The sequence below is a fragment of the Streptomyces sp. MP131-18 genome (assembly GCF_001984575.1).
GTDB lineage: Bacteria > Actinomycetota > Actinomycetes > Streptomycetales > Streptomycetaceae > Streptomyces > Streptomyces johnsoniae.
The window spans coordinates 7,568,976-7,595,484 of sequence record NZ_LZNS01000001.1 but is presented as its reverse complement, the minus strand read 5'-3'; the positions used below and the strand labels follow the sequence as shown (position 1 = coordinate 7,595,484).

Annotated in this window: 24 protein-coding genes; 14 read left to right on the top strand and 10 right to left on the bottom strand. The window is 72.8% G+C overall.

Translation table 11 applies throughout. The annotated features are described in order from the left end of the window. Positions 1–152 precede the first annotated feature (152 nt). A complete protein-coding gene (locus STBA_RS33695) occupies positions 153–884 on the top strand; it encodes an SDR family oxidoreductase (RefSeq protein WP_077062788.1) in 732 nt (243 codons plus the stop codon). 11 nt (positions 885–895) lie between these two features. Here STBA_RS33695 and STBA_RS33690 read toward each other — a convergent pair whose 3' ends face one another. Next, a complete protein-coding gene (locus STBA_RS33690) occupies positions 896–1,801 on the bottom strand; it encodes an RNA polymerase sigma-70 factor (RefSeq protein WP_077062787.1) in 906 nt (301 codons plus the stop codon). Positions 1,802–1,942: 141 nt separating this feature from the next. Between STBA_RS33690 and STBA_RS33685 the strand changes: the two genes are divergently transcribed. The 5 genes from STBA_RS33685 (at position 1,943) to STBA_RS33665 (ending at position 6,526) form a co-directional block, all read left to right on the top strand. Continuing rightward, positions 1,943–2,695 (top strand): AMP-binding protein, encoded by a 753-nt coding sequence (locus STBA_RS33685; protein WP_366510929.1) that lies wholly within the window; start codon positions 1,943–1,945, stop codon positions 2,693–2,695. Continuing rightward, complete coding sequence (locus tag STBA_RS33680) at positions 2,692–3,042, top strand: methyltransferase domain-containing protein (protein ID WP_077062785.1); 351 nt, start codon at positions 2,692–2,694, stop codon at positions 3,040–3,042. The genes STBA_RS33685 and STBA_RS33680 overlap by 4 nt, the downstream gene beginning before the upstream one ends. A 580-nt stretch (positions 3,043–3,622) precedes the next feature. Continuing rightward, positions 3,623–3,844 (top strand): hypothetical protein, encoded by a 222-nt coding sequence (locus tag STBA_RS33675; RefSeq protein WP_077062784.1) that lies wholly within the window; start codon positions 3,623–3,625, stop codon positions 3,842–3,844. A gap of 414 nt (positions 3,845–4,258) precedes the next feature. Further along, on the top strand, positions 4,259–4,765 hold the full coding sequence (locus STBA_RS33670; RefSeq protein ID WP_077062783.1) for a GNAT family N-acetyltransferase: 507 nt from the start codon (positions 4,259–4,261) through the stop codon (positions 4,763–4,765). A gap of 75 nt (positions 4,766–4,840) precedes the next feature. Beyond that, entirely contained in the window at positions 4,841–6,526 is a 1,686-nt protein-coding gene (locus STBA_RS33665) for a DUF885 domain-containing protein (protein ID WP_077062782.1), read from the top strand. A gap of 60 nt (positions 6,527–6,586) precedes the next feature. On the opposite strand, the gene STBA_RS33660 is transcribed toward STBA_RS33665, so the two are convergent. Next, positions 6,587–7,051, bottom strand: coding sequence for a rhodanese-like domain-containing protein (locus STBA_RS33660; protein ID WP_077062781.1), 465 nt, complete (start codon positions 7,049–7,051; stop codon positions 6,587–6,589). A 93-nt stretch (positions 7,052–7,144) separates the two neighbouring features. Here STBA_RS33660 and STBA_RS33655 point away from each other — a divergent pair, with 93 nt between their 5' ends. After that, complete coding sequence (locus STBA_RS33655; RefSeq protein WP_077062780.1) at positions 7,145–7,636, top strand: Lrp/AsnC family transcriptional regulator; 492 nt, start codon at positions 7,145–7,147, stop codon at positions 7,634–7,636. On the opposite strand, the gene STBA_RS33650 is transcribed toward STBA_RS33655, so the two are convergent. From STBA_RS33650 to STBA_RS33630, 5 genes are all read right to left on the bottom strand, one after another. Then, positions 7,581–10,592 carry an SMC family ATPase gene (locus STBA_RS33650; protein WP_077062779.1) on the bottom strand — a complete coding sequence of 1,004 codons (3,012 nt, stop codon included), beginning with the start codon at positions 10,590–10,592 and terminating at the stop codon, positions 7,581–7,583. The two genes, STBA_RS33655 and STBA_RS33650, sit on opposite strands and share 56 nt — an antisense overlap. Positions 10,593–10,595: 3 nt before the next feature. Further along, positions 10,596–11,741 (bottom strand): exonuclease SbcCD subunit D, encoded by a 1,146-nt coding sequence (locus STBA_RS33645; protein ID WP_077062778.1) that lies wholly within the window; start codon positions 11,739–11,741, stop codon positions 10,596–10,598. Positions 11,742–11,869: 128 nt separating this feature from the next. After that, positions 11,870–12,493 carry an FMN reductase gene (locus STBA_RS33640; RefSeq protein ID WP_077062777.1) on the bottom strand — a complete coding sequence of 208 codons (624 nt, stop codon included), beginning with the start codon at positions 12,491–12,493 and terminating at the stop codon, positions 11,870–11,872. Positions 12,494–12,542: 49 nt separating this feature from the next. Beyond that, positions 12,543–13,670 (bottom strand): LLM class flavin-dependent oxidoreductase, encoded by a 1,128-nt coding sequence (locus STBA_RS33635; protein WP_077063796.1) that lies wholly within the window; start codon positions 13,668–13,670, stop codon positions 12,543–12,545. Between the two features lie 145 nt (positions 13,671–13,815). Further along, entirely contained in the window at positions 13,816–14,442 is a 627-nt protein-coding gene (locus tag STBA_RS33630) for a YigZ family protein (RefSeq protein ID WP_077062776.1), read from the bottom strand. A 271-nt stretch (positions 14,443–14,713) separates the two neighbouring features. On the opposite strand from STBA_RS33630, the gene STBA_RS33625 reads away from it, so the two are divergent. Continuing rightward, on the top strand, positions 14,714–15,289 hold the full coding sequence (locus STBA_RS33625; RefSeq protein WP_079252298.1) for a carbohydrate binding domain-containing protein: 576 nt from the start codon (positions 14,714–14,716) through the stop codon (positions 15,287–15,289). A 168-nt stretch (positions 15,290–15,457) separates the two neighbouring features. Then, positions 15,458–15,871, top strand: a complete 414-nt coding sequence (locus STBA_RS33620; RefSeq protein WP_077063795.1) for a CoA-binding protein — start codon at positions 15,458–15,460, stop codon at positions 15,869–15,871. A 47-nt stretch (positions 15,872–15,918) separates the two neighbouring features. Here STBA_RS33620 and STBA_RS33615 read toward each other — a convergent pair whose 3' ends face one another. Continuing rightward, on the bottom strand, positions 15,919–18,297 hold the full coding sequence (locus STBA_RS33615; RefSeq protein WP_077062774.1) for a hypothetical protein: 2,379 nt from the start codon (positions 18,295–18,297) through the stop codon (positions 15,919–15,921). A 779-nt stretch (positions 18,298–19,076) separates the two neighbouring features. Between STBA_RS33615 and STBA_RS33610 the strand changes: the two genes are divergently transcribed. Both STBA_RS33610 and STBA_RS33605 read left to right on the top strand, forming a co-directional pair. After that, complete coding sequence (locus tag STBA_RS33610; protein ID WP_077062773.1) at positions 19,077–19,559, top strand: SgcJ/EcaC family oxidoreductase; 483 nt, start codon at positions 19,077–19,079, stop codon at positions 19,557–19,559. 158 nt (positions 19,560–19,717) lie between these two features. Further along, positions 19,718–20,230, top strand: a complete 513-nt coding sequence (locus STBA_RS33605; protein ID WP_077062772.1) for a DinB family protein — start codon at positions 19,718–19,720, stop codon at positions 20,228–20,230. A gap of 84 nt (positions 20,231–20,314) precedes the next feature. On the opposite strand, the gene STBA_RS33600 is transcribed toward STBA_RS33605, so the two are convergent. Then, entirely contained in the window at positions 20,315–20,956 is a 642-nt protein-coding gene (locus STBA_RS33600) for a histidine phosphatase family protein (protein WP_077062771.1), read from the bottom strand. A 328-nt stretch (positions 20,957–21,284) separates the two neighbouring features. Then, positions 21,285–21,632 (bottom strand): DUF1330 domain-containing protein, encoded by a 348-nt coding sequence (locus tag STBA_RS33595; RefSeq protein WP_077062770.1) that lies wholly within the window; start codon positions 21,630–21,632, stop codon positions 21,285–21,287. A gap of 842 nt (positions 21,633–22,474) precedes the next feature. Here STBA_RS33595 and STBA_RS33590 point away from each other — a divergent pair. The 3 genes from STBA_RS33590 (at position 22,475) to STBA_RS33580 (ending at position 26,485) form a co-directional block, all read left to right on the top strand. Further along, positions 22,475–24,067 (top strand): cellulose binding domain-containing protein, encoded by a 1,593-nt coding sequence (locus STBA_RS33590; protein ID WP_253195175.1) that lies wholly within the window; start codon positions 22,475–22,477, stop codon positions 24,065–24,067. Positions 24,068–24,193: 126 nt separating this feature from the next. After that, positions 24,194–25,294 (top strand): LacI family DNA-binding transcriptional regulator, encoded by a 1,101-nt coding sequence (locus tag STBA_RS33585; protein WP_079252297.1) that lies wholly within the window; start codon positions 24,194–24,196, stop codon positions 25,292–25,294. 501 nt (positions 25,295–25,795) lie between these two features. Next, the gene (locus STBA_RS33580; RefSeq protein WP_077062768.1) at positions 25,796–26,485 is read left to right on the top strand and encodes an HAD-IA family hydrolase; all 690 of its coding nucleotides are present in this window, start codon (positions 25,796–25,798) and stop codon (positions 26,483–26,485) included. Positions 26,486–26,509 lie beyond the last annotated feature (24 nt).

Here is a 26,509-nt window from a genome sequence, read left to right as displayed (position 1 = left end):
TGCGTATGTAGCGACCCTAGGCCGGGCGAGTGGCTTGGTCAAGACCAATCAGGGGCACGTAGGGTCTGTTCGTGCATCAAAGCGAACAAGAGGATCAGACGCCCCATCCGGCCCGGCCCGCGGATGCGGAACGGCAGCGGCGGCGCGTCACGGTGGTGACGGGCGGCAGCCGCGGCATCGGGGCGGCCACCGCGGTACGGCTCGCCGCGGCGGGCCACGATCTGGCGATCGGCTGGGTGGCGGACGAGGACGCCGCGGAAGCGGTCGCCGCGCAGGTGCGCGCCGCGGGCCGGGCGGCGGTGACCGTCCGGGTCGACGTGTCCGTGGAGATCGAGGTCGACCGGCTGTTCGACACGACGGCCGAGGTACTCGGCCCCGTGACGGGCCTGGTGAACAACGCCGGAGTGACCGGACCCCTCGGCCGGTTCACCGAGACGACCACCGACGTGATGCGGCGGGTCGTCGACGTCAACGTGCTGGGCACGTTCCTGTGCGCGCGGCGCGGCGCCCGCGCGATGTCGACCCGGCACGGCGGCGCGGGCGGCTCGATCGTCAACATCTCCTCGTCCGCCGCGACGCTCGGCAGCCCCGGCGAGTACGTGCACTACGCCGCGACCAAGGCGGCCGTCGACACGCTGACGACCGGCCTGGCGAAAGAACTGGCCGCCGAGGGAGTCCGGGTCAACTCGGTGCAGCCCGGCATGACTCTCACCGACATGCACGCCACCATGGGCGACCCGCAGCGGCCGTGGCGCAAGCAGGACCGGGTGCCGATGCAGCGGCCCGGCCGCCCCGAGGAGATCGCCGGCGCCGTCGCGTGGCTGCTGTCGGACGAGGCGTCGTACACCACGGGCGCGGTACTGCGCGTCTCCGGCGGCCTGTAGCCGGGGCCGGGTCAGCCGAGCCGCAGATGGCCGATCTTGTCCGGGTTGGCCACGAGGTAGACCCGCTGGATTCGGCCGTCGGCGATGTCCAGCAGGAGCAGGCTGTGCGGCCTGCCCTCGCTGGTGATCAGCAGCGCGATCCCCCCGTTCACGTCGAGGAAGTGGAAAGCGGCCGCCGGCGGCGCCTGCCGGCCGATGCCCGCGCTGAACCTGCCGACCTTGTCCGCGCCCTTGATGACCCGCACCGGCGCCTTGGCCTTGCCGCCGCTGTCGCCGACGAAACTCACCTCGGGCGCGAGGATCGCCAGCAGGCCGTCGAGGTCGCCCTGCGTGGCGGCGGCGAGGAAGCGTTCGGTGAGGTCGCGCTGCTGCCCGGTGTCGACGACGAAGCGGGGGCGGCGTTCCGTCATGTGCCGCCTGGCACGCCCCGACAGCTGCCGCACCGCGGACTCGCTGCGCCCGAGCGCGGCGGCGATCTCCGCATACGGCAGGCCGAACGCCTCGCGCAGCACGAACACCGCACGCTCCAGCGGGGACAGCGACTCCATCACGAGCAGCACGGCGTAGGAGACGGTCTCGGCCAGGACCGCGCGCTCCGCGCCGTCCGGCGCCGACTGCGGACCCGCGGCGGCCCGGTCGGTCGGCAGCGGCTCCGGCAGCCAGGGGCCCACGTAGGTCTCGCGGCGGGCGGTCAGCTGCCGCAGGCGGTCGATGGACAGACGGGTGACGACCCGGACCAGGTAGGCGCGCGGCTCGGCCACGTCGTCCCGCGGCGCGCCCGACCAGCGCAGCCACGCCTCCTGCACCAGATCCTCGGCGTCGCTGACGCGACCGAGCATGCGATAGGCCACGCCGAACAGGGTGCCGCGGTGCTCCTCGAAAACTGCCAGTGCCTTGTCATCCTCGTCGTCCGCCACGGCTTCATCCCACCCGAGGCGGCTCGGATGTGTCCAGTCGGGGCCCGCACCGGTGCCCGATCCGTCTCCCCGCCGTCGTCTTCTTCGTCGGGTGCGTTGCTGCGGAGCGGACGTGCGTGACGCCCGGCCCGGCTCCGGGGCATCCTGAACGCCACGGTCTGGTACTCGGTGCCGTCCGCGCTGGTGCTCATGGCCGAGTACGGCGAGCTGCTCGAACGCGGGCCGGGGACGCTGCGCGCCTGCATCTTCGCCGGCGAGCGCTTTCCGCTGAAGCAGCTGAAGGACCTGCGCCGCGGGTGGCCCGGCGTCCGGATGCTCAACTGGTACGGCCCGACGGAGACCACCGTGTGCACCTCGTACGAGGTGACGGCCGCCGACCTCGCGCGCACCGCGGCCGTTCCGATCGGATCGCCCGTCGCCGGAGACGAAGTGTCGCTGGACGACGGCGAGATCCTGGTCAGCGGCCCGACCGTCATGCTCGGCTACTGGGACGGGGAGCCACAGGTCGGTCCGTACCGCACCGGTGATCTCGGCCGGTACGACGCCGACGGTCTGCTGGAGTACCGGGGCCGGGTCGACGACATGGCGAAGGTCCGCGGCTACCGGATCGAGCCGGCCGAGGTGGACGGCGTGCTCGTCGCGCACGAGGCGGTGCGCGACGCGGTGGTGCTCGTCGTGGGCGCCGATCTGGACGCGCGGCTGCACGCCTTCGTGGTCCCCGGGACCGGCCGTGCGCCCGGGCTCGCGGAGCTGCGACGGCACTGTGCGGTCTTCCTGCCGCCGTACATGAGCATCGACGCGTTACACGTGGTCAGCGGGTTTCCCCGCACCCCGAACGGAAAAGCCGACCGCGCCGCGCTCGGCGGCCTGGTGGCGCAGGAAGTCGGCGCATGACCGGCCCGGCCTGGGACGCCTGCTGGTCGACGCTGCCGGCCGCGCCCGGAGCCGCCCTCTGGGACTCGTCGCCCCAGCTGACAGCGGCGCGGCATCTGCCGCTGTTCCGTGACCACGCCGACCCGCTGCTGCCGCTGGTCGACATCGGGTGCGGCAACGGCCGGCAGACGCAGTGGCTGGCGCCGCACTTCCGGCGGGTCATCGGACTCGACATCGCCGAGTCCGCGGTGGAGCTGGCCGCCGCGTCGGCTGCTGGCTGCCGCCCGCCCACGCCGCGTCCGAGGCGGTCGTCGCGGGCCTGTACGACGCCACGGCCTTCGCCGAAAGCGGTCTGCGCAGCGTTCTGATCGCCGGGGCGGAGTCGCCACCCGACATGACCGTGCGGGCCGCGCGGACAGCGCTCGGCCGCTCCCCCGGCGGCGCCGCCGCGATCGGAACGGTGCCGCACGGCTCGACGTTCTACCAGGGGCCCGAAATGTGGTCGCCGTCGGCGCACATCATGCGCGAGCTGGGCGTCACGGGGGCCGACGGCACCGAGATACGCAATGGCTGCAACAGCATGCCCACCGGTGTCGAGCTGGCCGCCGGCCTGCTCTCGTACCAGCCGGACAGCCGGCGGCGGACATCCTGCTCACCACCGCGGACAACTACAACCCGCCGTTGTTCAACCGGGGGACAGCGGGCCGATGGGCGTGACCGCCGCGGACGCGGCCAGCTCCGTCGTGATCAGCCCGGCCGCCGGCTTCGACCGCGTCGACGCGGTCGTCTCCCAGGTCCATCCGGAGTTCGAGGCGATGGCGCGCGGCGACGAGCCGCTGTTCCGCCTACCGGGTCAGCGGGCCGGCGGATCGAAACCGTGGAGCGCGCGCAGCAGTTCAACGCGAAAGCCTGCTCCGAGACCGCGCTCGCCACCGTGGGCTAGGCCGCATGGACGTCTCCGACCTGCGCTGGGTCCTCGTGCCCAACGGCGACGAGGCGACCACCCGGAACTCCATCATGGACCCGCTGGGCCTGGACTTCTCCCGGTCGCATCTGCCGCGCACCGGGCGGCTCGACGCGGGCGGCCACGCCCTGCTCTTCGGCGGCGCTCCGGGGTGGCCGGCCGTGGCCGTGATCCTCACCATCACCGAACCGCCGTCCTGGATCTGAGGTGTTGACGACGCCGACAGGAGGAGCCGATAGCCGGGCAGCCGACGCCATCGTGGGCACGGCGTGCGCGACGCCCCGATGACCGGCGCGAACGCGACCGGCTGTCGGGGCGACGTACCGCCCGCCGGTATCGTATGAACGGTGCGGCTGCTGCCGCGGGCGACGCCCGAGGCACCATGTGCCCCAGGAGCCGCGAACGGCACATTTTTCGCGTAAGCCTCCTTTACCCTCCGGTCACAGGGCGTTCGTGATCGCGCAACAACGGAGCGCGAGAGTGCTTACATGGCAGACTCCGACCTACCCCGCGGCTCGATTCGCTTCCCCCGCCTCCGGCTTGTGCCCCCGACCGGTGGTTACCGGTCGGGGCGGCCCTGTCCGGCCACGGCCGCACCAGCGAACGAGCCGCGGCGCGAGATGGTAACGGCCGGTGGCCACCGGCTCGTTCTGCGGGCGGCCGGGCCCGCCGACCTGCCCGCCGCTCGGGCGATGCACGCCAGGTGCTCGCCGCAGACCCTGGCCCAGCGCTACCACGGCCCCGCCGGGGAGGCCGACCACTACCTCGCGCACCTGCTGAACCCGCGTCACGGGCAGAGTGTCGTCGCCGAGACGGCGGACGGCCAGGTCGTGGCGCTCGGCCATCTGCTGTGGGACGACGAGGAGTCGGAGGTCGCGCTGCTGGTGGAGGACGCCTGGCAGCGGCTCGGCGTGGGGAGCGCGCTGCTGCGGTCGCTGCTGGCGGTGGCCGCACGGGCCCGCCGCGAGGTGGTGTACGCCGTGCTGCCCGGTTCGGGCGCGGGCATGGCCGCGGTGATGCGCGGCTCCGGCCTGGCCGTCGAGCACCGGGCCGAGGAGGGCGCGCTCGTACTCACCGCGCGGCTGTCCCCGCTTCCGGCCATCCTGCCCGCGCCGGCCGGCGGCTGAACCACGCCGCGGGGAGAGCGTGAAGACGCGCGGGCCGGTGGTGACGAACCGGCCCGCGCGTATCAGGATGGGTCCATGTCAGAAGACCCACATGCACTGCTCCCCCGCCGTCTCGCCGATTCCTACGTCGACGAGCTGGTCGAGCTGGAACCGATCACCGGAACCTTCCTCGGGGTCCCCGGGAGCGCCGACCGGCTGCCCGACTTCTCGCCCGCCGGAGCGGACGCCCTGGCGGACCTCGCCCGTACGACCCTCGACCGGCTGCCCGCCGGGGAAGGGCTGCCGGACGGAGACAGCGACGCGGAGCGCCGGTGCGCCCGGCTGCTGCGGGAGCGGCTGACCGCGGAGCTCGCGGTGCACGAGGCGGGCGAACCGCTGCGCGCCGTCAGCAATATCCACTCCCCCGTGCACTCCGTGCGCGAGGTTTTCACCATCACGCCGACCGACACGGACGAGGACTGGGCCGCCGTGGCACGGCGCCTGCGGGCGGTGCCCGCGGCCCTGGACGGCTACCGGATCTCGCTCGCGGAGGGCCTGGGCCGTTCCCTGCCGGCCGGCCCGCGCCAGGTGGCGACGGTGATCGGGCAGCTCGGCGAGTGGGTCGGCGCGCCGGGCGGCGGCTGGTTCACCCAGTTCGTGTCCGGCGGACCCGAGGCGCTGCGCGCGGAGCTCGACGCCGCGGCACGCGAGGCGACGGATGGCGTGGCGACGCTGCGGGACTGGCTGCGGGACACCTACGCGCCCGCGGTGGAGGGCGCGCCCGAGATCGTGGGCCGCGAACGGTACGCGCGCTGGGTGCGCTACTGGAACGGCACCGACCTGGACCTCGACGACGCCTACGCGTATGGCTGGTCGGAGTTCCACCGGCTGCACACGGAGATGCGGGCCGAGGCGGAGAAGATCCTGCCGGGCGCGACCCCGTGGGAGGCGCTGCGCCACCTGGAGACCGAGGGCGAGGCCGTGGAGGGCGTGGAGGAGGTGCGGGCCTGGTTGCAGCGGCTGATGGACGACGCGATCGGCGCCCTGGACGGCACGCACTTCGAGCTGGCGGACCGGGTCAAGCGCGTGGAGTCGATGATCGCGCCCCCCGGCAGCGCCGCGGCCCCGTACTACACCAGCCCTTCGCTGGACTTCTCCCGGCCGGGCCGCACATGGCTGCCCACCCAGGGCCTGACCCGTTTCCCCGTCTACGACCTGGTGTCGACCTGGTACCACGAGGGGGTGCCCGGCCACCACCTCCAGCTGGCGCAGTGGGTGCACGTCGCCGAGGACCTGTCCCGTTACCAGACGACCGTGGGCATGGTCAGCGCGAACGCCGAGGGCTGGGCCCTGTACGCGGAACGGCTGATGGACGAGCTGGGCTTCCTGTACAACGCCGAGCGCCGGCTCGGCTACCTGGACTGCCAGATGATGCGCGCGGTGCGGGTGATCATCGACATCGGCATGCACCTGGAGCTGCCCATTCCTTCCGACTCCCCCTTCCACCCGGGCGGCCGCTGGACGCCGGAGCTCGCGCAGGAGTTCTTCGGCCGCCACAGCGGGCGCCCGGGCGATTTCGTGGAGAGCGAGCTGGTGCGCTACCTGGGCATGCCGGGTCAGGCCATCGGTTACAAGCTGGGCGAACGGGCCTGGCTGCGCGGCCGGGAGGCGGCGCGGGCCGCGCACGGTGCGGCGTTCGACGCGAAGAAGTGGCACATGGCGGCGCTTTCGCAGGGCTCGCTCGGGCTGGACGACCTGGTCGCCGAACTGTCCGCGCTGTAGCGGGCGAGCGGGCGGGCGGGCGGCGGCACGGGCCTGGACCCGTGCTCCGCGCCGGTGACGTCAGCAGGTGCCGTGGCAGGCGGGGGCCTCGGGAGCGACCAGCGGGTCGGGGGCGGCGCGACGCAGGGCGCCGTCCCCGTGCCTGACGGGGAAGCCCTCGCGGACCCAGTACTCGAAGCCGCCGAGCATCTCCTTGACCCGGTGACCGAGCCGGGCCAGGGCCAGTGCCGCGCGGGCCGCCCCGTCGCAGCCGGGCCCCCAGCAGTAGACGACGACGGGCACCGCAGGGTCGAGCAGCCGCGGGGCCAGTTCGGGAATGCGGGCGGTCGGCAGGTGAACGGCGCCCGGCACGTGCCCGGCGTCCCACGCGGCCGGGGCACGGGAGTCGACCAGGACGAAGCCGGGTCCGCCGTCGCGCGGCGCGGCGTGTACGGCCGCGTGCACGTCGGCGACGTCGGTGTGGAAGGCGAGGCGGGCGGCGAAGTGGCCGACGGCCTCGGGCGCGGGGGAGAACGGATCTCTCATGGCGGGAAATCTACGGACGGATACCGCCCGGCGGAACGCACATCCCCCGGCAATCGGCTTGCCTCGACGGGGATTTCCCTGCTACCAAGCGCCATGACCGACTTTTCCCCGGACGCGACGGACTGGCGCCTGCTGGCCGCGCTCCAGGCGAACGGACGGGCCGGCTACGCGGAGCTGGCCCGCGCGGTGAGCATGTCGGCGAGCGCCGTCACCGAACGCCTGCGCCGCCTGGAGGACGCGGGCGTGATCGCCGGCTACACAGCGGTGGTGGACCCGGAACGTGTGGGCCTCGCCGTGCTCGCGTTCGTGCGCCTGCGCTACCCGCACGGGAACTACCGCCCGTTCCACGAGCTGCTCGACTCCACCCAGGAGATCCTGGAGGCGCACCACGTGACCGGCGACGACTGCTTCGTGCTGAAGGTCGCGGCGCGGTCGATGCGGCACCTGGAGGAGATCACCGGGCGGATCAGCGGCCTGGGCGCGGTGACGACCAGCGTGGTGTACTCCTCGCCGCTGCCGCGCCGATCGATCAGGGCCCCAGGGGCGCCGTCCGGAGCCGGACCGTCGAGCCCTGCCGGGTCTTGACCACCTGGAGCTGGGCGGGAATCCGGGCCCGCAGGTCGGGCACGTGGCTGACGATGGCCACGCTGCGGTCGTGCTCGCGCAACGAGTCCAGCACGTCGAGCACTTCGTCGAGGGACTGCTCGTCGAGGCTGCCGAAACCCTCGTCGATGAAGAGCGTGTCGAGCCGCTGGCCGCCCGACTCCTCGGCGACCACGTCGGCCAGCCCGAGGGCCAGCGCGAGGGACACGAAGAACGACTCACCGCCGGAGAGCGTCGCCGTGTCGCGGGTGCGCCCCGTCCAGGCGTCGAGGACGTGCAGCCCGAGACCGGAACGGGCCCGGCCCGCCCTGGCGTCGGAATGGACCAGGGCGTACCGCCCGGCGGACATGCGGTGCAGGCGGACGCTGGCGACGGCCGCGACCTGCTCGAGCCGGGCGGCCAGTACGTAGGTCTCGAGCCGCATCCGGTACTCGTTCTCCGGGGAGGTGCCCGCGGTCAGGCCCGCCAGGCGGGTGATGTGCCTGCTCCCCGCGCGCAGCGGTGCGAGCGCCGCGGCGTCCGCGGTCGCGCGCGCGGACAGGGCATCGAGGTCGGCGCAGCGCGTGGCCGCGGCGGCCTCGGCCGCCGACGCGGCGCGCAGGCGCCGGGTGGCCGCGGCGAGGCACTCCTCCGCGGCGGCCGGATCGGCGGGCGGCAGAGCCGCCGCGGCGGCGACGCGGGCGTCACCGAGGACGGCCGCGAGGGACGCCTCCTCGGCCTGCCACGCGTCGAGGCGGCGCTGCGCGTCCCGCTGCGCCGCGCCGTCGAGCAGGGCGGCGACCGCCGCGCGCGTGGTGTCGAAACCGGCGCGGAACGCGGCGTCCGCGGCGCGGCCGTCGGCCTGTTTGAGCCGGTCGGCGGTCTCCTCCGCGGCGCGGGCCGCGGCGGTGGCCGCGGCCAGGACCTCGGCGTCGCGGGCGAGTTGGGCCGCGCGCCCGGCGACGTCCGCGGCGCCCTCGCGGGCGCGGTCGGTCTCGCGGGTCGCGGCGGCGTGCTCGGCGCGCAGCGCGTCGCGCCGCGACGCCAGCGCGGCCACCCGGCGCTGCACGTCCTGGCGGGTGGCGAGCACCGCCTCGTGCTCGCGCTCCGCGGCCGCCAGGGCGGCGCGCGCGGCGGGCTCGCCGCCGGCGGCGCGCAGCGCGGCGGCGTGCTCGGCGCGCAGCTCCTCGACGACCACGGCCAGCTCGCCGGTGGGCTCCTCGCCCGCGGCGGCACCGGCCGCGGCCTGCTCCTCGCGGACGGCGGCGAGGCGCTGCTCGGCCGCGGCCCGGTGCTGCTCCGCGGCGCGGTGAGCGGCCAGCGCGGCCTCCTCCGCGGCGCGGTCGACGTGCCCGGCGGCGGGCAGGGCCGGGCGCGGGTGGTCGGCCGAGCCGCACACCGCGCAGGGCTCGCCGGGTGCCAGGCCCGCCGCCAGCTCGGCCGCGATGCCACGCAGCCTGGCGTCCTTGAGGTCCAGCCAGTGCGCGTAGGCGTCGGCGGCCCGCTCGCGGGCGGTCAGCAGGTCCCCCTCGGCACCGCGGAGGGCGGCGCCCAGCTCGTCGCGGCGCCCGGCGGCGGCGAGGCGCCGCTCCGCCGGCGCGAGCAGCGCCTCGGTGCGCCCGGCGCGCGCGCCGACGTCCCTGGCCGCCTCGGCGGCCTGCCGCAGCCGCGCCTGCTCCTCGGGCCACGGCAGCAGGCGCCGTTCCGCCGCGTCGAGCATGCGCTGCGCCTCCTCGCCCTCCTGCGCGAGCGAGGTCAGCTCGGCGCCGATCGCGCGGGCGCGCTCCTCCGCGTGCCGGGCCGCGGCGAGGGCGCCGAGCCGCTCCCGCGCCCCGCGCTCGCGCCCGGCGAGCACGGCGGCGGGGCTGTCGGCCAGCCCGGCCGGCAGCCAGGCGCGGGCCTCGCGCTCGGCGCGCGCGGCGGCGCGGTGCTCGGCCTCCGCGGCGTCGCGCAGACGCAGCGCCGGGGCGACGGTGTCGGCGGCGCGGGCCCGCTCCAGCAGCAGCCGGTCGGCCTCGTGCGCGGCGCGGCGCGCGGCGAGGGCGGCGGCGCGCGTCGTGGCCTCGGCGTGGGACCGCTGGAGCCTGGCCCGCTCGGCGGTGTCGGCGTGGGCCCGCTGCGCGGTGGCGTGGGCGGCCTCGGCGGCGCGCAGTGCGGCGGCGGCGATGTCGCGGCGCTCGCGGGCGGTGCAGCGGGCCCGGGCGGCGAACGCGAGGACGGCGTCGGCGAGATGCGGGTCACCGGGCGCCGCGTCCTCGGGACCGGCCGGCTCGCCCGGCAGCGGGGCCGCGGCCTGCTGGATGCGGTGCGCGGTGGCCAGCAGCCGTTCGTCCCCGGTGCGGACGCGCTGCACCGCCTCGGCGCGCAGCTCGGCGAGGCGGGCCTCCGCCGTGGCGAACCTGCGGGTGTCGAACAGCCTCCCCAGCAGCTTGGCCCGGTCCTCGGCGCCGGCGCGCAGGAAGCGCGCGAAGTCGCCCTGGGGCAGCAGCACCACCTGGCAGAACTGGTCGCGGCTCATGCCGAGCAGCCCGCCCAGCTCCTCGCCGATCTCCTGGTGGGAGTGGCTGACGGGCCGCCAGGTGCCGGTGACCGCGTCGTGCTCGCGCAGCAGGCTGCGCGCCCGGTCCCGGGTGGTGCCGGTGCCGCGCCGCTTGGGCCGCTCCTGCTCGGGGCGGCGGGTGATCTCCAGACGCCGGCCGCCGACGGTGAGGTCGAGGACGACCTCGGTCGCGGTGTGCGGGGCGGCGTGGTCGCTGCGCAGCGACTGCGGGCTGGCCTGGCGGGCGCCGGGCACGGAGGCGTACAGGGCGTAGCAGACGGCGTCGAGCACGGAGGTCTTGCCCGCGCCGGTGGGGCCGTGCAGCAGGTAGAGACCCGCGGCGGAGAGCTGGTCGAAGTCGATGTGCTGGGTGCCGCCGAAGGGCCCGAAGGCCGTGAGGCTCAGCCGGTGCAGACGCAACGGTCAGACCTCCGTGGCACGGGCGGCCTGCAACGCTTCGCGAAGCGCCGCCCGTTCCCGCTCGTCGGGGCGGAGGCCGCCGCGGACGTGCGTCACGAAGTCCTCGGCGATCTGCTGATCGGTCCTGCCGGTGAGCCGCTGCGCGTACGTCGCGGGCGCCGCGTCGGGCCGGTCGGGCTCGAACAGGAGGCTGAGGACGTGTGGGAACCGCTCGGCGAGCCGCGCCAGCGGCTCGTCCGGGCGGGACGGGTCGGTGAGGGTCGCCTCGACGAACGACGTCTCGTGCCGCGCCAGCGCCGGGTCCGCGAGCAGCGTGTCCAGCGGGCCGCGGAGACGCGCCAGGGGGCGCGGCACGGGGCAGTCGACGCGCTCGGCGCGCACCTCGCCGCGCGCGCCGAGGTCGACCAGCCAGGTCGTCTTGCGGTGTGCCGCCTCGGAGAACGAGTAGGCGAGCGGCGATCCGGAGTACCGCACGCGGTCGGTGATGCGCTGGCAGCCGTGCAGGTGGCCGAGCGCCGCGTAGTCGACGCCGGAGAAGACGGCCGCGGGCACGGCCGCCGCACCGCCGACGGTGATGTCCCGTTCGCTGTCGGACGGCTCGCCGCCGGTGACGAAGGCATGGGCGAGGACGACGGAGCGGGTCCCGGCGGGGCGGGCCGCCAGATCGGCGCGGACCCGGTCCATGGCGGCGCCGATGACGGCCGCGTGCCCGGCCGCTGCGACACCGAACTCGTCGCGGACAAGGGCCGGTTCGAGATAGGGCAGGCCGTAGACCGCCACGTCGCCGTGCGCGTCGGCCAGGACGACGGGGGTACCGCAGTCGGCCGGGGAGGTGCGCAGGTGGATGCCCGCGCGGTCGATGAGCCCGGCGCCGACGCCGAGGCGGCGGGGCGAGTCGTGGTTGCCGGAGATCATGACGGTGGGCACCCCGAGGCCGGCGAGCCGGTGCAGGGCGTCGTCGAACAACTCCACGGCGGGCAGCGGCGGAACGGCCCGGTCGTAGATGTCTCCCGCGACGAGCACGGCGTCCACGCGCTGCTTGCGCGCGGTGGCCACCAGGTGGTCGAGGAACGCCTCCTGCGCCGCGAGCATGCTGACGCGGTGGAGGGAGCGGCCGAGGTGCCAGTCCGAGGTGTGGAGGAACCTCATCGCGCTCCCGCCCTTCGCTCCGCAGGGCCCGCCGCGCGGGCCGCCCCGATGATCACGCGTTTCAGTCTGCCACCGGGGTACGACAGCGGCCCTGCCGGGCGTCCGCGGACCGCAGGACCGGGCGCCCGTCAGTCCGGGCGCAGCGCGGCGAGTTGCTGCTCGAACGGGACCACCCGCTCCTCGGGCGCGGCCGGCCGCGCCGCGGCGGGCAGGAGCGCGGCCAGCTGCGCCGCGGCCCTGTCGATGCGGGCGGGCAGGGTGTCCGTGCCGGCGCTCGCGCCGGAGCCCCAGTCGTCCGCCGCGGCGAACACGCCGGTGGGCACGACGGTGGCGTGCAGGTAGACGAACAGCGGGCGCAGCGCGTACTCCAGGGCCAGGGAGTGGCGGGGGGTGCCGCCGGTGGCGGCGATGAGCACCGGCTTGCCGGTGAGGACGGTGGGGTCGAGGAGGTCGAAGAACGACTTGAACAGCCCGCTGTAGGAGGCCGCGAAGACCGGGCTGACGGCGATGAGCCCGTCCGCGTTCCCGACCGCGTCGAGTGCCCTGCGCAGCGCGGGCGCGGGGAATCCGGTGACCAGGTGTCCGGCGATGTCGGTGGCCAGTTCCCGGAGTTCGATCACGGTCGGCTCGACCTCCCGGCCCGCCTCCGCCAGGTGGCGGCCGGTCGCCTCCGTCAGCCGGTCGGCCAGCAGCCGGGTGGCGGAGGGCCGGCCGAGGCCGGCCGTGACCACCACGAGCCCGTGGGTCGTCATCGTCTGCTCCTCCTCGCTCGCATGGTTGCTCAGTTGCCGGGCCGGGCCGTCAGGCCCGGGTCCCGAAGGCGGCGGACGCCGCCCGGTCGTCGTCGCCCGCGGCCCGCTCCGCGGCGGCCACGCGGGCCGCGTGGGTCGGCCCCCCGGGAACGCCGGCGGGGCGCCCCTTGGCGAACTCCTCGCGCAGCACGGGGATCACTTCCTCGCCCAGCAGGTCGAGCTGCTCCAGCACCGTCTTCAGCGGCAGCCCGGCGTGGTCCATGAGGAACAGCTGCCGCTGGTAGTCGCCGAAGGACTCGCGGAAGGTGAGGGTCTTCTCGATGACCTCCTGCGGGCTGCCGACGGTCAGCGGCGTCTGCTCGGTGAACTCCTCGAGCGAGGGGCCGTGGCCGTAGACCGGCGCGTTGTCGAAGTACGGGCGGAACTCGCGCACGGCGTCCTGCGAGTTCTTCCGCATGAACACCTGCCCGCCCAGACCGACGTACGCCTGCTCGGCGCTGCCGTGCCCGTAGTGCGCGTAGCGCTCGCGGTAGAGGCTGATCAGCCGCTGGAAGTGCTCCTTGGGCCAGAAGATATTATTTGCGAAAAATCCGTCGCCGTAGAACGCAGCCTGTTCGGCGATCTCGGGACTGCGGATGGAGCCGTGCCAGACGAACGGCGGGACGCCGTCCAGCGGCCGCGGCGTCGAGGTGAAGCCCTGGAGCGGGGTGCGGAAGCGGCCCTCCCAGTCCACGACGCCCTCGCGCCACAGCTTGTGCAGCAGCGCGTAGTTCTCGATCGCCAGCGGGATGCCCTGGCGGATGTCCTGGCCGAACCACGGGTAGACCGGCCCGGTGTTGCCGCGGCCCATCATCAGGTCCACCCGGCCGCCGGCCAGGTGCTGGAGCATGGCGAAGTCCTCGGCGATCTTGACCGGGTCGTTCGTGGTGATCAGCGTGGTGGCGGTCGACAGGAGCAGCCGCTCGGTGCGCGCGGCGATCCACCCGAGCATGGTGGTGGGCGAGGAGGGCACGAACGGCGGATTGTGGTGCTCGCCGGTGGCGAAGACGTCCAGGCCGACCTCCTCGGCCTTCAGCGCGATCGTGACCATGGCCATGATCCGCTCGTGCTCGGTCGGCGTCCGGCCCGTGGTCGGGTCGGGGGTGACGTCGCCGACGGTGAAGATTCCGAACTGCATCGTGCCCACCTCACTTAGTTTACTGTTCAACTTCCCGCTGAACGCGACACCGCCGACCGCTATTCCGGACCCTTCGGGCCCGCCCGCCGCCCCGCGGCCGCCCCCGGCCCTCCGGCCCCCCGCGCCCACCTGGCGGCTTCCGGGTTCAGCCGGGACCGTACGTCTCGCCGCCGAGCTCCAGCCGCGCCCCGCCGGCGGTGACCCCGGCCAGCCAGGCCCGGAAGCTTTCGGCCTCCGCCTCGGGCAGCCCCACCTCGATGACGACCTCCGCGCCGTAGGTCACCCCACGGACGTCCCGGCCGGTGGCCCGCAGGTCGTTCTCCAGCCGCCCCGCCCGCCCGTGGTCGACGGTGACCACCGCAAGCCGCAGCCGGCGCCTGGTGACGGTGCCGAGCGCATCCAGCGCCGCCCCTACGGCGCCGCCGTAGGCCCTGATCAGGCCGCCGGCGCCCAGCTTCGTGCCGCCGAAGTACCGAGTGACCACCGCAACGGCATATCGAACCTCGCGGCGCAGCAGCATCTGGAGCATCGGAAGCCCCGCGGTCCCCCCGGGCTCCCCGTCGTCGCCCGCCTTCTGGATCGCGGCATCGGCGCCGATGACGTAGGCGAAGCAGTGGTGCGAGGCCGTGGGGTGCAGGGCGCGGACCCGGGCGATGAACGCCTGCGCGTCCTCCTCCGTGGCCGCCGGGGCCAGCGCACACAGGAACCGCGACCTGTTGACCTCGGTCTCGTGCACGCCCTCGCCCGCCACCGTCACATACCCGTCGCGCATCCCGTCACCCTACGCAACCCTCCGGCACGGGCAACGGGCGCGGGCTCCGAGGGCACACGCCGGAATCCCCGCCGCGCCCGCACAGCGACTGCCACACCGCCGGGTAACGCGCGGGTTCCGTGCATGTTTCGCCGGATGACGCCCCGGACGCATTGACGGCGCCCGGGCCCCGGCCGAGCATGGGAGCGCTCCCACCCCACGGGGAGCCCCAGCAGCCCCATGCGGTCGTTCCGCACCCCACACCGGCGGAACAGCCGGAAAGGATGGCACCATGACTTCTGCGCCATACGAGCCCGAGGGAACGCCGCGCGCCCGCCGCGGAGGGCGCCGCGCCCTGGGCGCGGTGGCCGCCGCCGCACTCCTGGGCGGTGCCCTGGCGGGTCCCGCGTTCGCGGCCGAGCCGCCCTCCGCGGCCGCGGAACTCGTCGTCAACGGCGACTTCTCCGACGCGACCGGCGCCCCCTGGTGGTGGACCGAGGACAACCCCGGCACCGTCGTCGACGGCGTCCTGTGCGCCGACGTGCCGGGCGGCACCACCAATCCCTGGGACGCGATCATCGGACAGGACGACATCGCGCTGGTCGCGGGCCAGGAGTACACGCTCTCCTACACCGCGAGCGCCTCGGTCGCGACCACCATCACCGTCAACGTGCAGGAGGCGGCGGAGCCCTACGAGCAGCAATTCACCTCGCAGGACGCGCTCACCGAGACGGCCGAGCCCATCACGCACACCTTCACCGCGACCGCCGACGACCCGGCGGCCCAGCTCGCGTTCCAGATCGGCGGGAGCGCCGACCCGTACACGTTCTGCCTGGACGACGTCTCGCTGACCGACGGCGAGGCGTAACGCCGAGACCCGGGCCCGCTGCGTCCCGGCCCGGCGGCTCCCCCCGGCTCCGCGCCGGGGGGAGCCGTGGCTGTGCCGCGCCCGCGCCCGCGCCCGCGCCCGCGCCAGGAATTTCGTGCGGCGGAGCCGGTTGTACCAGGTACGGCTTCGCATCCCAGGAGGCAGATGATGTACGGCGACCCGGCGACCGTCCGCAAGATCCTCACCGAGCTCGGCGACACGTGGGCCATCGTGGGACTCTCCTCGAACCCCGGCCGCGCGGCCCACGGCGTCGCGGCGGTGCTCCAGCGGTTCGGCAAGCGGATCGTGCCCGTCCACCCCAAGGCCGAGACGGTGCACGGCGAACCGGGCTACCCCTCGCTGTCCGCCATCCCGTTCCCCGTCGACGTCGTGGACGTCTTCGTGAACAGTTCACTGGCGGGCGCGGTGGCCGACGAGGCGGTGGCCATCGGCGCCAAGGCGGTCTGGTTCCAGCTCGACGTGATCGACGAGGACGCCTGCACACGCACGCGCGCCGCGGGCCTGGACATGGTCATGGACCGCTGCCCGGCGATCGAGCTGAACTCGCCACATCTCCGGTAATCCGGTCCGCTTCCCGAGACGGAGTGAAGGCGGGCAGTCCGGCGGTATCAGCCGCCGAGCAGCGGCTCGTATCTGTCGATGATCGCCTGAACACTCGCGATCGCCTGGGAAAGGTCGTCCTGTCGCTTACTGCTGTAGTTGTAATGATTGCGGAAGTCGGTGTCCACTCCTTGCCAGTAGTCCGTGTACGCGGACTGGGCGTCACCCGAGGGACAGTCCCAGCCTCCGCCCTTTTCACTGTCGCAGTATGCGTACCAGACAAGATTGCTTTCCCCGGACTCCGGCAGGGGCAGGCTCTCGCGCTGTGGGTACTGAGACGTGTTCCAGTCCTGGAAGAAGATGATGTGCTCGTCTCCGCACTGGATACCCGCGCAGTGAGTGAAGGTCGTTTCCCCGATCGCGGTGTGCGAGGCGTCCATCCGCTGGGCGTAGCGGTCCGAAATGGTGCCGACCTTGTCCTGGAGGTGAGCCAGGTAGTCCTTCGCCGCGTTCACCAGGTAGACGGTCGCGGGGGACTTGAAGGTGGTCGCGTCGTTGGACAGCAAGATGCTGATCTGGAGGTAGAGCAGATGGATCGAGATGCCCACGAGGAGCACGGGCAGTGCCATGAGCTGGAACTCGGGGTCGCTCGGGTACTCACCGTTCTGTAGATCGCTGATTGTCTGGAGGAGCGGGAAGTTGGGTTCGAGGGCGTTCTTCACGCTGGTCTTGATGTCGGCGAGCGTCTCCTCGTACGCCTGTCCTTGTTTGTAGTCGTAGTCGTTCTCGATGGCCGCTTCGGCCTGCTCGGCGATCCACGACGTGTACGTGAGCAAGTGCGTCATGTCCTGGTAGATGTGATCCTCCGCCAGGTCCTGCTTCATGATGTCGTCGATGACCTTGGGGAGGTTGACCTGGCTTTGGCCGAACCCGACGCTCAGAATCGTGTTGAGGATGAGCGCAGCGGCGCCCACCACCTGCCCCTCGGGCCCGCAGGTGAACGCGATCTGCCCGAGGGTGTTCAGGCACTGCTCGACGATATCCAGCGTTCCGTCACCGACAGCCGGGGTCCCGGGGCGAGACGAGGCGGCTGATCGTTCCAGGCACCGGTAAGTGCCGCTTTCGGGGTCCACGGAACATCCCTGGGCCACAACTGCCAATGCCGCCGGGCCTGCGTTGCGCGTGTAGACCAGGGTGTACTTCTCGTTTCCCTTCCACAGGTCGGAGAGCGCCGTGATGCGCTCCTCCGTGATCTCCTCCCCTCTCAGGAGCGGATAATTCCGTCGCCACTGCGGAAGCGCCGCTGCCATCGATGCGCGTACCTGCTGCTGCTTGTCGTCCGGAAGTTTCCTGAGCCAGTCCTCGACCTGCTCCGGGCTGAACACCGGAAGCCGGCCGGTGCGGCGGGTGAGCACACCGCGGAGGTGTTGGGGCTTGTGCCGGTAGAGCAGCCGCTCGCCGCGCCGGGCCCGCCCGAGGTATCTGCTGGCGTACAGGCGTGCGTCCACGGTCCGGGGCTGGTCAGGGAAGTGAAGGCGTGGCCCGGTCATCTTCGGGCGAGCGACAATGATCTGGTAGAGCGCGAGTTCGACGACGTCGGCCATCACCTGCCGGGGAATCGGCTCCCCCTGGTAGCGGTAGGCTCCCGCGAAGTCGTACAGTGCGCGCGATTTTGAATTCGCCGCCGCCCCGGGGGAGTTATATGCGGCCACGCAGCTGTTCACGGCGGCTGCCTTGTCCCCGGCGCTGTCCCAGACAAAGGGTGTGGGCAGGTCCGCCGCAAACAGTTTGATGGTACTCAGCAGAAGAATCTGCCCCTGCAGCGAGGGATTCCGCCGGTCCACCTGCTCCGCCACGCGGGCCCACACTTGACCGTCGTCCAGTGCCCACCAGCGTTCGAGCTGCGCCTCGACCTTCGCTTTCTGCTCGTCGGTCAGCTGGGAGCCTTCTCCCGGGCCGGTGTCCCGCGGCCCCTCCCCCCGGCCCGCCTTCTTCCGGTCGAGCACAAAATTGATCACGGCCATCGTGACCGTGAGCGTCCCTCCCAGCGCGCCCCACACCGCGAGCGCGAACTGCCACCCCTTTACCCGGGACCAGAGCCTCCCCTTGCGCTTCTGGAGTCCGAGGTCGTCCATCCGTTGCCGGACGGCCTCGTCCACCATGCGCTTCAGCTCATCGGTCATGCCTCCGTTGATGGTTTCCGTGGACTCGTCCAGCGTCTGCGGCTCGGCGTCCAGGTTGTCCAGGTCGATGGTGTCCTGGAACCGCACGTCCAGGTCGTCGAGCAACGGCTGGAGAGCCCTGCGCATCTCTTCGATCTCTGCCGCATATTGCTGATAGAAGGTCTCGGTATTCGATTCGACCTCCTCCTCGCTCTCGTTCTCCATCTCCTCGTCAGTTCGCAGCGATTCGTCCGCGTCGATATCGGTCTCGGGCTCGTTGGGCATGCTCCTGCCTTTCCCGTGGTGGTGAGGTGACTTGCTCCGAGCAGTCCGGGGCAGGAAATCACGCCCATCGGCGCATCACCGGAAGGATCACCCATTCCCGACAACGATCACTCCTGCGCACGGCGAATGCGACGCCCGAGGCGGTGAGCCGTTTCCGGCCTCGGATCATCAACGCCGCGCGGTCCGCCGCCCTGCGGGCCAACGGGCTCTCCGCGGAATTAGCGATGTATCGATATGCCGTGGTGCTGCCGACACCGAAGGGGCCACGAGCCGCGCACCGGACGACTCAGGGGCCGGCAGACCGGATGGGGCAGTGTCGAGTCGGACAGATCGGACAGGGTGGTCTCGGGCGACCGCCCGCCTGCCGGGCCGCTCGGCAACTCGGCAACTCGGCAACACCGTCCGGCGCGAGCCGGGTTGGAGAAGGCGGGCGGCCCGGAAGGCAACGGGCCCCCGCTCCGGCGACCGGCAAGCTCGGGCCTGTGCCCGCCGATTCCCGTCCGGCCGCGCCGCGCGGGCGGGCCTTCGCCGGTTGCCGTGTCCGGGCGGTCGCGGCCGATGACCGCACCGGAGGGACGGCCGCGTCGGAAACTTCCGCGGCACTTCCGGAATTTCGGGGCCGAACCCTGATCGACCGGCAAGAGCCCGATCACCGGAGCGCGGAAGATCCGGACCCGTCGACGGCGCCGCAGACTGGCCGTTCGGCGCATGCGTTCGCGTGCGCGGCGTGCGGTCCGCCCGGACGGCCGCGCGCCCGGCCCGGTGGCATGATGAGGCGCATGTCAGCGACGACTGCACAGAGCGACGCCGCCGAAGCGGCGGTGCGGGCACTGTACGAGGACCTGCTCGGCGCGTGGAACCGGCGCGACGCCCCGGCGTACGCGGCGCTGTTCGCCCCCGACGGCGCGCTGATCGGGTTCGACGGCAGCCAGGTGCCGGGAGCGGAGGTCGAGGACCACCTGACCCCGATCTTCGCGGACCACCCCACCGCGTCGTACGTGTGGCAGGTGCGCGAGGTGCGCGTGCCGGCCGAGGGCGTGGCCCTGCTGCGCGCCATCGTCGGCATGGTCCCGCCGGGCGGGACCGACTTGAATCCGGCCGCGAACGCCGTCCAGTCGCTGGTTGCCGAGCACCGGTCCGGAGCGTGGCGCGTGGTGCTGTTCCACAACACCCCGGCGCAGCACCACGGCCACCCCGAACGCGTCGAGCAGCACACCGACGAGCTGCGCCGGGTACTCCGCCGGTCCACCACCGACCGCTGAACTCCGCGTCGGCCGAGAAGGTCGGCAGAACCGCGCTCCACCCGCCTGCCCGCACCGGACACGCCCTCGCGGGCCGCTGCCTCGTTCCTGTCCGGCACCTCGCGGCTCGCGGATTGCCGGCTGAGGCCGCCTGCGGCCTCAGCCCATAGAGTCGGAGCATGGTCACACACGTGCCGTTCACCGGCGGCGAGAAGGAAAGCCTGCATATCGCCCTGGACCGGCACCGCGACGCGGTGCTATGGAAGCTCGAGGGCCTCGACGACGATCAGTTGCGTCGCCCGGTGGCCTCGTCGGGCACCAGCCTCCTCGGGCTGCTCAAGCATCTCGCCGGCGCGGAACTCGGCTGGTTCTGCCTGACTTTCGGCCGCGAATGCGACCCCCTTCCCTTCGAAGTCGAAGGCGACGAGGCGTCCGACTGGCACGTCTCCGCTGACGAGCCGGCCAAGGACATCCTGGACTTCTACGCCCGCGCCCGGGCCGCCGCGGACCAAGCGATCGAGAGCCTGGACATCGACGCCACCGGCACCGCATTCGCGTTCTTCGACGGCGCCACCGTTTCTCTGCGCTGGGCACTGATCCACATGCTCGAAGAAGTCGCCAGGCACGCGGGTCACGCGGACATTCTCCGCGAATCCATCGACGGTTTCACCGGAGATCACAACTGGGGATGACGCACGGCGCCAGAGGAGATCCTGCGAGCGGGGCAGTCGGCACGGCACTGACGAGCGGGACGGCCGCAGATGGCCCGGCCGACGTCAGCCATCCTTGGCGGAGTCGAGATGGCGGCTGTCGCCGAGACTGACGACTTGGCGGTTGTGGAAGAAGTCGTCTTCGCGCAGCGTGGTGATGCTGCCGGAGGGCACGGGGAAACTGGCATAGCCGACCGACTCGATCGGCATCTTGATCCAGGACGCCACGACGAACGTCAGGGAGCCGCCGTGCGTCACGATGATCTGGTGTTCGCACGGGCTTTGCAGGATGTCGTCCATAGCCGCGTAGATGCGCTGCGCCCACGCCGCCTTGGTCTCGGCCCCCGCCACGCCCTCGTCATGCTCCAGCCGCTCCCCGACGGCCGGCGGCGGGACGAAGCGCCGGTCCAGCCACTCCTGCGGCCTTCCCCCCGCGCTTCCGTAGGACTTCTCCCGCAGCCTGCGATCCAGGACGGGTTTGACGCCGAACAGCTCGGCGACCTCCTCGGCCGTCCGCCGGGTGCGCCGGAGATCGGACGAGAACAGCTCCACCTCGGCGCCGTCCGGGACCTGGGCCCGCAGCGCCTGGGCAACAGAAGCCGCCGCGCGGATGCCGGCGGGCGTCAGCTGCGAATCATGCCACCCGCCGACGACTCCCTCGACGTGGTGCGTCGCCTCCGGGTGAGTGACGACATAAAGAGTGCGCATGAGTGCGTGCCCTTCGAGTAGGTCCCGTCCTGCCTGACGTGAGTCCGAACCATGGGCGGGGAACCCGGAGTCATCACACGGGCACTTCGGCTCGGGCTCGGGTACCGGCGAGGCGGAAGCAGCGGTGAAAGTCGGAGCCGGCCTTGATGCGGCGGGGTCGGTGAAGGTCTCGGTCCAGCGGTCGAGTTCCCGGTTTCCAAGTATCCCGACTCGTCGGTGCGGAGCGGATCGACGCGGCCGTAGGGGTCCGCCTTCGGCGTCAACGGCCGCCCGGTCTCGAGCGGCGCCTCCGGCAGCGGCACGGCCGGGCCCGGTGCGGACCCGGGGGTTACCCGGCCGTCAGGGCGTCCCGCATCGCCTTCGCGGTGGCAGTCGGGTCATAGTCCGCGGGGACGCCCTCGACCAGGATGATGTCGCCCTTGATGTGCCGCGAGCGCAGCGGGGCGATCTCCTGGTAGGCGGGAGAGTCCCACCAGGCCCGCGCCTGGGCGATCCCGGGGAAGCCGATCATCACGACGTGCCCGGGCCAGCTGCCCTCCTTCACCTCGTGCTGTGTGACGTGCACCAGGAAACGGCCGCCGTACGGCTCGAAGGTGCCGGCGATGCGCTCGACGTACTCGGCGATCTCCGGGTGCGGGGCGGCCTCCTGGAGATGGGCTATGGCGTAGGCGGGCATGGGGTCCTTTCGGCCGGTCGGGCTCCGTACCCGACGACCATGTCATGCCAACGCGGCCGGACGCGACGATCTGGCAGGCAGGCGACCGCCGGCCCCGCAGTCCGGACCTGCCACCACGGCCGCCGCGGGCTCAAGATCGCCTGCGGCCGGGTCGAGGCATGCTCTGCGAGCGGCGTCACTTCGCGGACGGCCTGCCGTCAGCCCGGGCAGGCCACGTTCCGGGCGGCGACCGGGACGTTCGCCAACTTTTGCCGACGCCGCGCGGCGGACCCTCTTCCGCGCTGCCCGGTGTCGGTCTCCAGCAGGAGCCGGAGTGAACCTGCCGGACAAGGCACGGCGCCACAGGCCCGCTCCCTGCCGACCGGATGACCGGGTGACGGCCCGACGCCCCTCGCCTCGACGTCTCGGGCCGACAAATCTTCCGGAAGACAGTGACTCATATACCGGAAATTGGCCGGAAGTTTTCACCGGCCAGAGCGGGAAACGATGGAAGATGCGGCCGGTTCCTACCATTTCGCCCGGTCGTCGCCCGCGTCACACGCGTCGGCAGGAGTAGCAGAACGGCCAACCTGAGGCGGTTCGCGCACCACTGTTGTCATGCCCTGGGCCCATTCCTACTCTGGGAGCGCTCCCAAGGGTCGGTTCCGGCGCCTGGTGGCCCGCACAGCGCCCTGACCTGGGCGCGCGCACACCTCTTCCCCTGCCGCCGCGTTCGCGACGGCACCTCCGCCGGGCCGGACCGGCACACTCCCCACTATCTGGCGTGCACCGGCAGGTATACGACGCGATGCCCGCCTTCCTCTCTGGAGGTCCCCATGCGCTTCCATCGATATCGACCCCGGGTGTGGGCAGCCGCGGCCTTCGTGGCCGTCGCGAGCCTGGCAACCACCACCCTCACCGCTCAGACCGGCACCGCCGGCAGCCTTCGGGCCGCCCCGCAGGTCGAAGCCGCCGATGAAGACGACGGCGCCGACTGCCCGGTGCCCGATCCGGGCGGCTCGACTGCCGACTCCTTGCTTCCCGACCCCTTCACGCGGATCGACGGTACGCGCATCACCGACACGTCCGACTGGCGGTGCCGGCGGGCGGAGATCCGGGAACTGGCCGAGGGCTCCGTCTACGGCCAGAAGCCGGAAAGCCCCGACAGTGTCACGGGAACGGTCTCGACGACCAGCATCACCGTGAACGTGACGGACCAGGGCAGGAATGCCAGTTTCTCGGCGAGCGTCGACCTGCCGAGTGGCCCCGGCCCCTTCCCGGCAGTCGTCGTCCTCGGTGGATTCGGCGCGGACACCAGCACCATCAAAGCCTCCGGTGCCGCGGTCATCAATTTCGACCCCTACCTGGTGGGGAACGAGGGAACGCCGCGGAACAACAAGCAGGGCGCGTTCTACAGCATTTACGGCTCGTCGAGCAGCACGGGGCTGCTGATGGCCTGGTCCTGGGGGGTGAGCCGGATCATCGACGTCATCGAGCAGTCGGACGGCAGCGTTCTCCAGGCCGATGCCACGGGCGTCACGGGATGCTCGCGGTTCGGAAAGGGCGCTTTCGTGGCCGGTGCGTTCGATCAGCGCATCGATCTGACCATGCCGATCGAGTCGGGTACCGCGGGTGCCCCCATTTTCCGCGGGATTCCCGGGGAGAACGGCTCGCAGCCGCTGAGCAGCGCCTATTCGGAACAGCCGTGGCTGGGCGACGCGTTCGGGTCCTTCACCAGCAATCCGGCCATGCTTCCGGTGGACACGCATCAAATCGTGGCCATGGTCGCGCCGCGTGGGCTGTTCATCATGGAGAACCCGCACATCGACTGGCTGGGCGCCAGGTCCGGGAGCGTGGCGGCCCTGGGCGGTGCGGAGGTCTACAAGGCGCTCGGCGCGGGTGACAACATCACCTACTGGTCCGACGTCCAGGACGGCAACCACTGCGCCGCCAGGAACGAATGGCGGGGCCCGTTGCAGCAGCACATCGAGAAGTTCCTGCTGGGAACGGGCGATGCTCCTGGCGCGTTCAGGATCGCCGCCGGCAAGTCCGGCAACCTGTCGGAATGGCGGGACTGGCAGACTCCGAGCCTGACCGACGACGGCGGCACCGGCGGCGACACGGGGGGTGACACCGGTGGCGGCGGCACGGAGGACGCCTGTACCGCCACCTACCAGACCATCAACAGCTGGTCCGGCGGCTTCCAGGGCCAGGTGTCGGTGCGCAACAACGGCACTGGCGCGATCAACGGCTGGACCGTCAGCATGACCCTTGCCTCCGGCCAATCCATCAGCAGCCTCTGGAACGGCGAGCGGACCGGGACCGGCGGAACCGTCACGGTGCGCAATGCCCCCTGGAGCGGCAGCATCGCGCCCCATGGCACCGTCACGTTCGGCTTCACCGTCACCGGCAACTCGGCGACCGAGCCCGGCAACATCACCTGCTCCAGTCCCTGATCACGCTCCCCCGCACCGCCGACGATCCCGCCCCGGCGCCGTATCCGCCCGCCGGGGCGGGGTCCTCGCCCGGCCTTCCCGGCGGAGCCGCGCGCGGCCGGAGGGTGCGCGGATAGGGTGACGCGCATGGTGGACAGACTGCCCGCGGGCTCACGCGCCGGGAAAAGGCCGACCATCCATGAGGTCGCCCGGCTGGCCGGGGTGTCGCACCAGACCGTGTCCCGTTTCCTGCGCGAGGACCCGACCATGCGTCCGGAGACCAGCCGCAGGGTGGCGCAGGCGGTCGCGGAGCTGGGATACCGGCCGAATCTGGCGGCCAGAACGATGCGCACCCGCCGGTCGAACCGGATCGCGGCGATCCTCCCCGGTCTGACCGGGCGGGTGCCGACGCGGGTGCTCAGCGGTGCGGCCGCCGCGGCGCACGAGGCGGGGTATCTGCTGGACGTGGTGAGCCTGGAGGGTGACGCCACTGCGCGCGCCGCCCGGCTGGAGGCGCTGCTCCAGCCGGAGAGCACCGACGGCATCCTGTCGTTCACGTCGCTGGGGGACAGCTTCGGAGGGCTGGCGCTGGCGGACTTCCCGGTGCCGATCATCGTGGACGGCGCGTATGACGACAACATGCGGTCGCTCGGCCTGTTCGCGGAGGGTTCGATGGCCGCCGACATGCTGCGTCACCTGGCGGAGTTGGGCCACCGCCGCTTCGTCCACGTCGCCGGACACCCGCAGTGGCCCTCGGCCAGGGACCGGCGGGCGGTGTACGAGGCGACCATCGCCGAGTTGGGACTCGAATCGCTGGCCGTGGTCGGGGGCGACTGGAGTGCGAAGTCCGGGTGGCATGCGGCGACCGAGGTCATCGCGGGCTCCGGGGCCACCGCGGTGTTCGCCGCGTCCGACCACGTGGCGTACGGCGTCATCACCGGCTTGCAGAGTGCCGGCGTGCGCGTGCCCCAGGACGTGAGCGTCTTCGGCTGGGACGATCTGGAGCTCAGCCGCTTCTTCCGCCCGTCCCTGACGACCATCGCCGTCGACCGGGAGCGCCAGGGGCGCGAAGCGGTGCGCCGGTTGCTTGCCCTGCTGCGCGGCGAGCCGGCCATCGGCCCCAGGGACATCGAGAATTTCAACCGCATCGTCCTGCGCGACTCCACGGCCCCGCCCGCCCGGCCCGGAGGCGCAGGGCGCCGCGCCCCGCACCGGTCCAGGAGCCGCCGGCCTCTCGCGGAGCGGTGAGGCGCCGGGGAATGCTCCGTGCGGCGCCGGTCGGTTCCCCGCCGTTGCCTCGCGGGGCGGGAAGACGGAATTCGCCATCCTGCCGAGGCCCTGTTGCCCCGGCACCGGCCGCCCGGTAGCGTTTTTTGCGATCTTGCGGCACCAGCGCGAATGGCGGCGCGCGCAGCGCGCGGTCATCGCCGGGCGCCGGGGCATTGCCGATCACCGGGGGGAATCGTCGCATGACCGTATCCGCCGTCGGAAGCCTGGCCGCACCTCGCTCCGCGCCTCCGCGCGTCCGTCGATTATCCGCGGCCCCGCCGCGCTCCCCCACCGCCGGTCGGTGCCACCGCCGCCGAGGAACGGTGTGGGATCTCCTGCGGAGCCGCGGGACCGCGGACCGGCGGGCGACCGGAACGGCCGCGCGGAGCGGAGCGACGTGACGGCTTGCCGGCCCCGGCCGGGCGCCGGGAACGGGGCCCGGCGGGTCCCTGCGGGCGCGGCCGGCGCCGAGGCGGAACGGTGACCGCGGTCGCCGTCTTCGACCTCGACGGCACGCTGATCGACACGCCGCGCGGCATCGTGGCCACGTTCACGGCGGTTTTCGACTCCATGGGCCTGGTATGGCCCGACCCGGCCGCGGTGCGCGCGACCATCGGCATTCCCCTGGAGCGGGCGTTCGGGCAACTGCTGCCGGACGAGCCGGAGGACGCGCAGATCGATGAGGCGATCCGACGGTATCAGCGCTATTTCGCGGAGCTGGTGCTGCCCAGGGCCGGGCAGTTGCTGTTTCCCGGCGTGGCCGCCGGCCTCGCCGCGCTGCGGGCGCAGGGGGTGGGGCTGGCGGTGGCGACCAGCAAGTTCCACGCCGGCGCGGACGCACTGCTGACGGCGGCCGGGTTGCGGGCCGAGTTCGACGTCGTGATCGGGGCCGACCAGGTCACCCACCCCAAACCCCATCCGCAGACCGGCCTCGCGGTCCTGAGCGCCTTGCGGGCCGTGCCGGAAGAGGCGGTGATGGTCGGGGACACCACGCACGACCTGCTGATGGCCAAGGCTTGCGGCATGCGGTCGATCGCCGTCACCTACGGTGTGCACGGCGCGCGCCAGCTGCGCGTGGCCGGGGCCACCTGGCTCGCGGACACGTTCGACGATGTGCTGGCACACCTCGCCGCGGCCCGCCGCGGTCGGCCCGCGGCGCCGGCGTGGTGAGTGCGGCTCGCGTGCGGTTCCGGC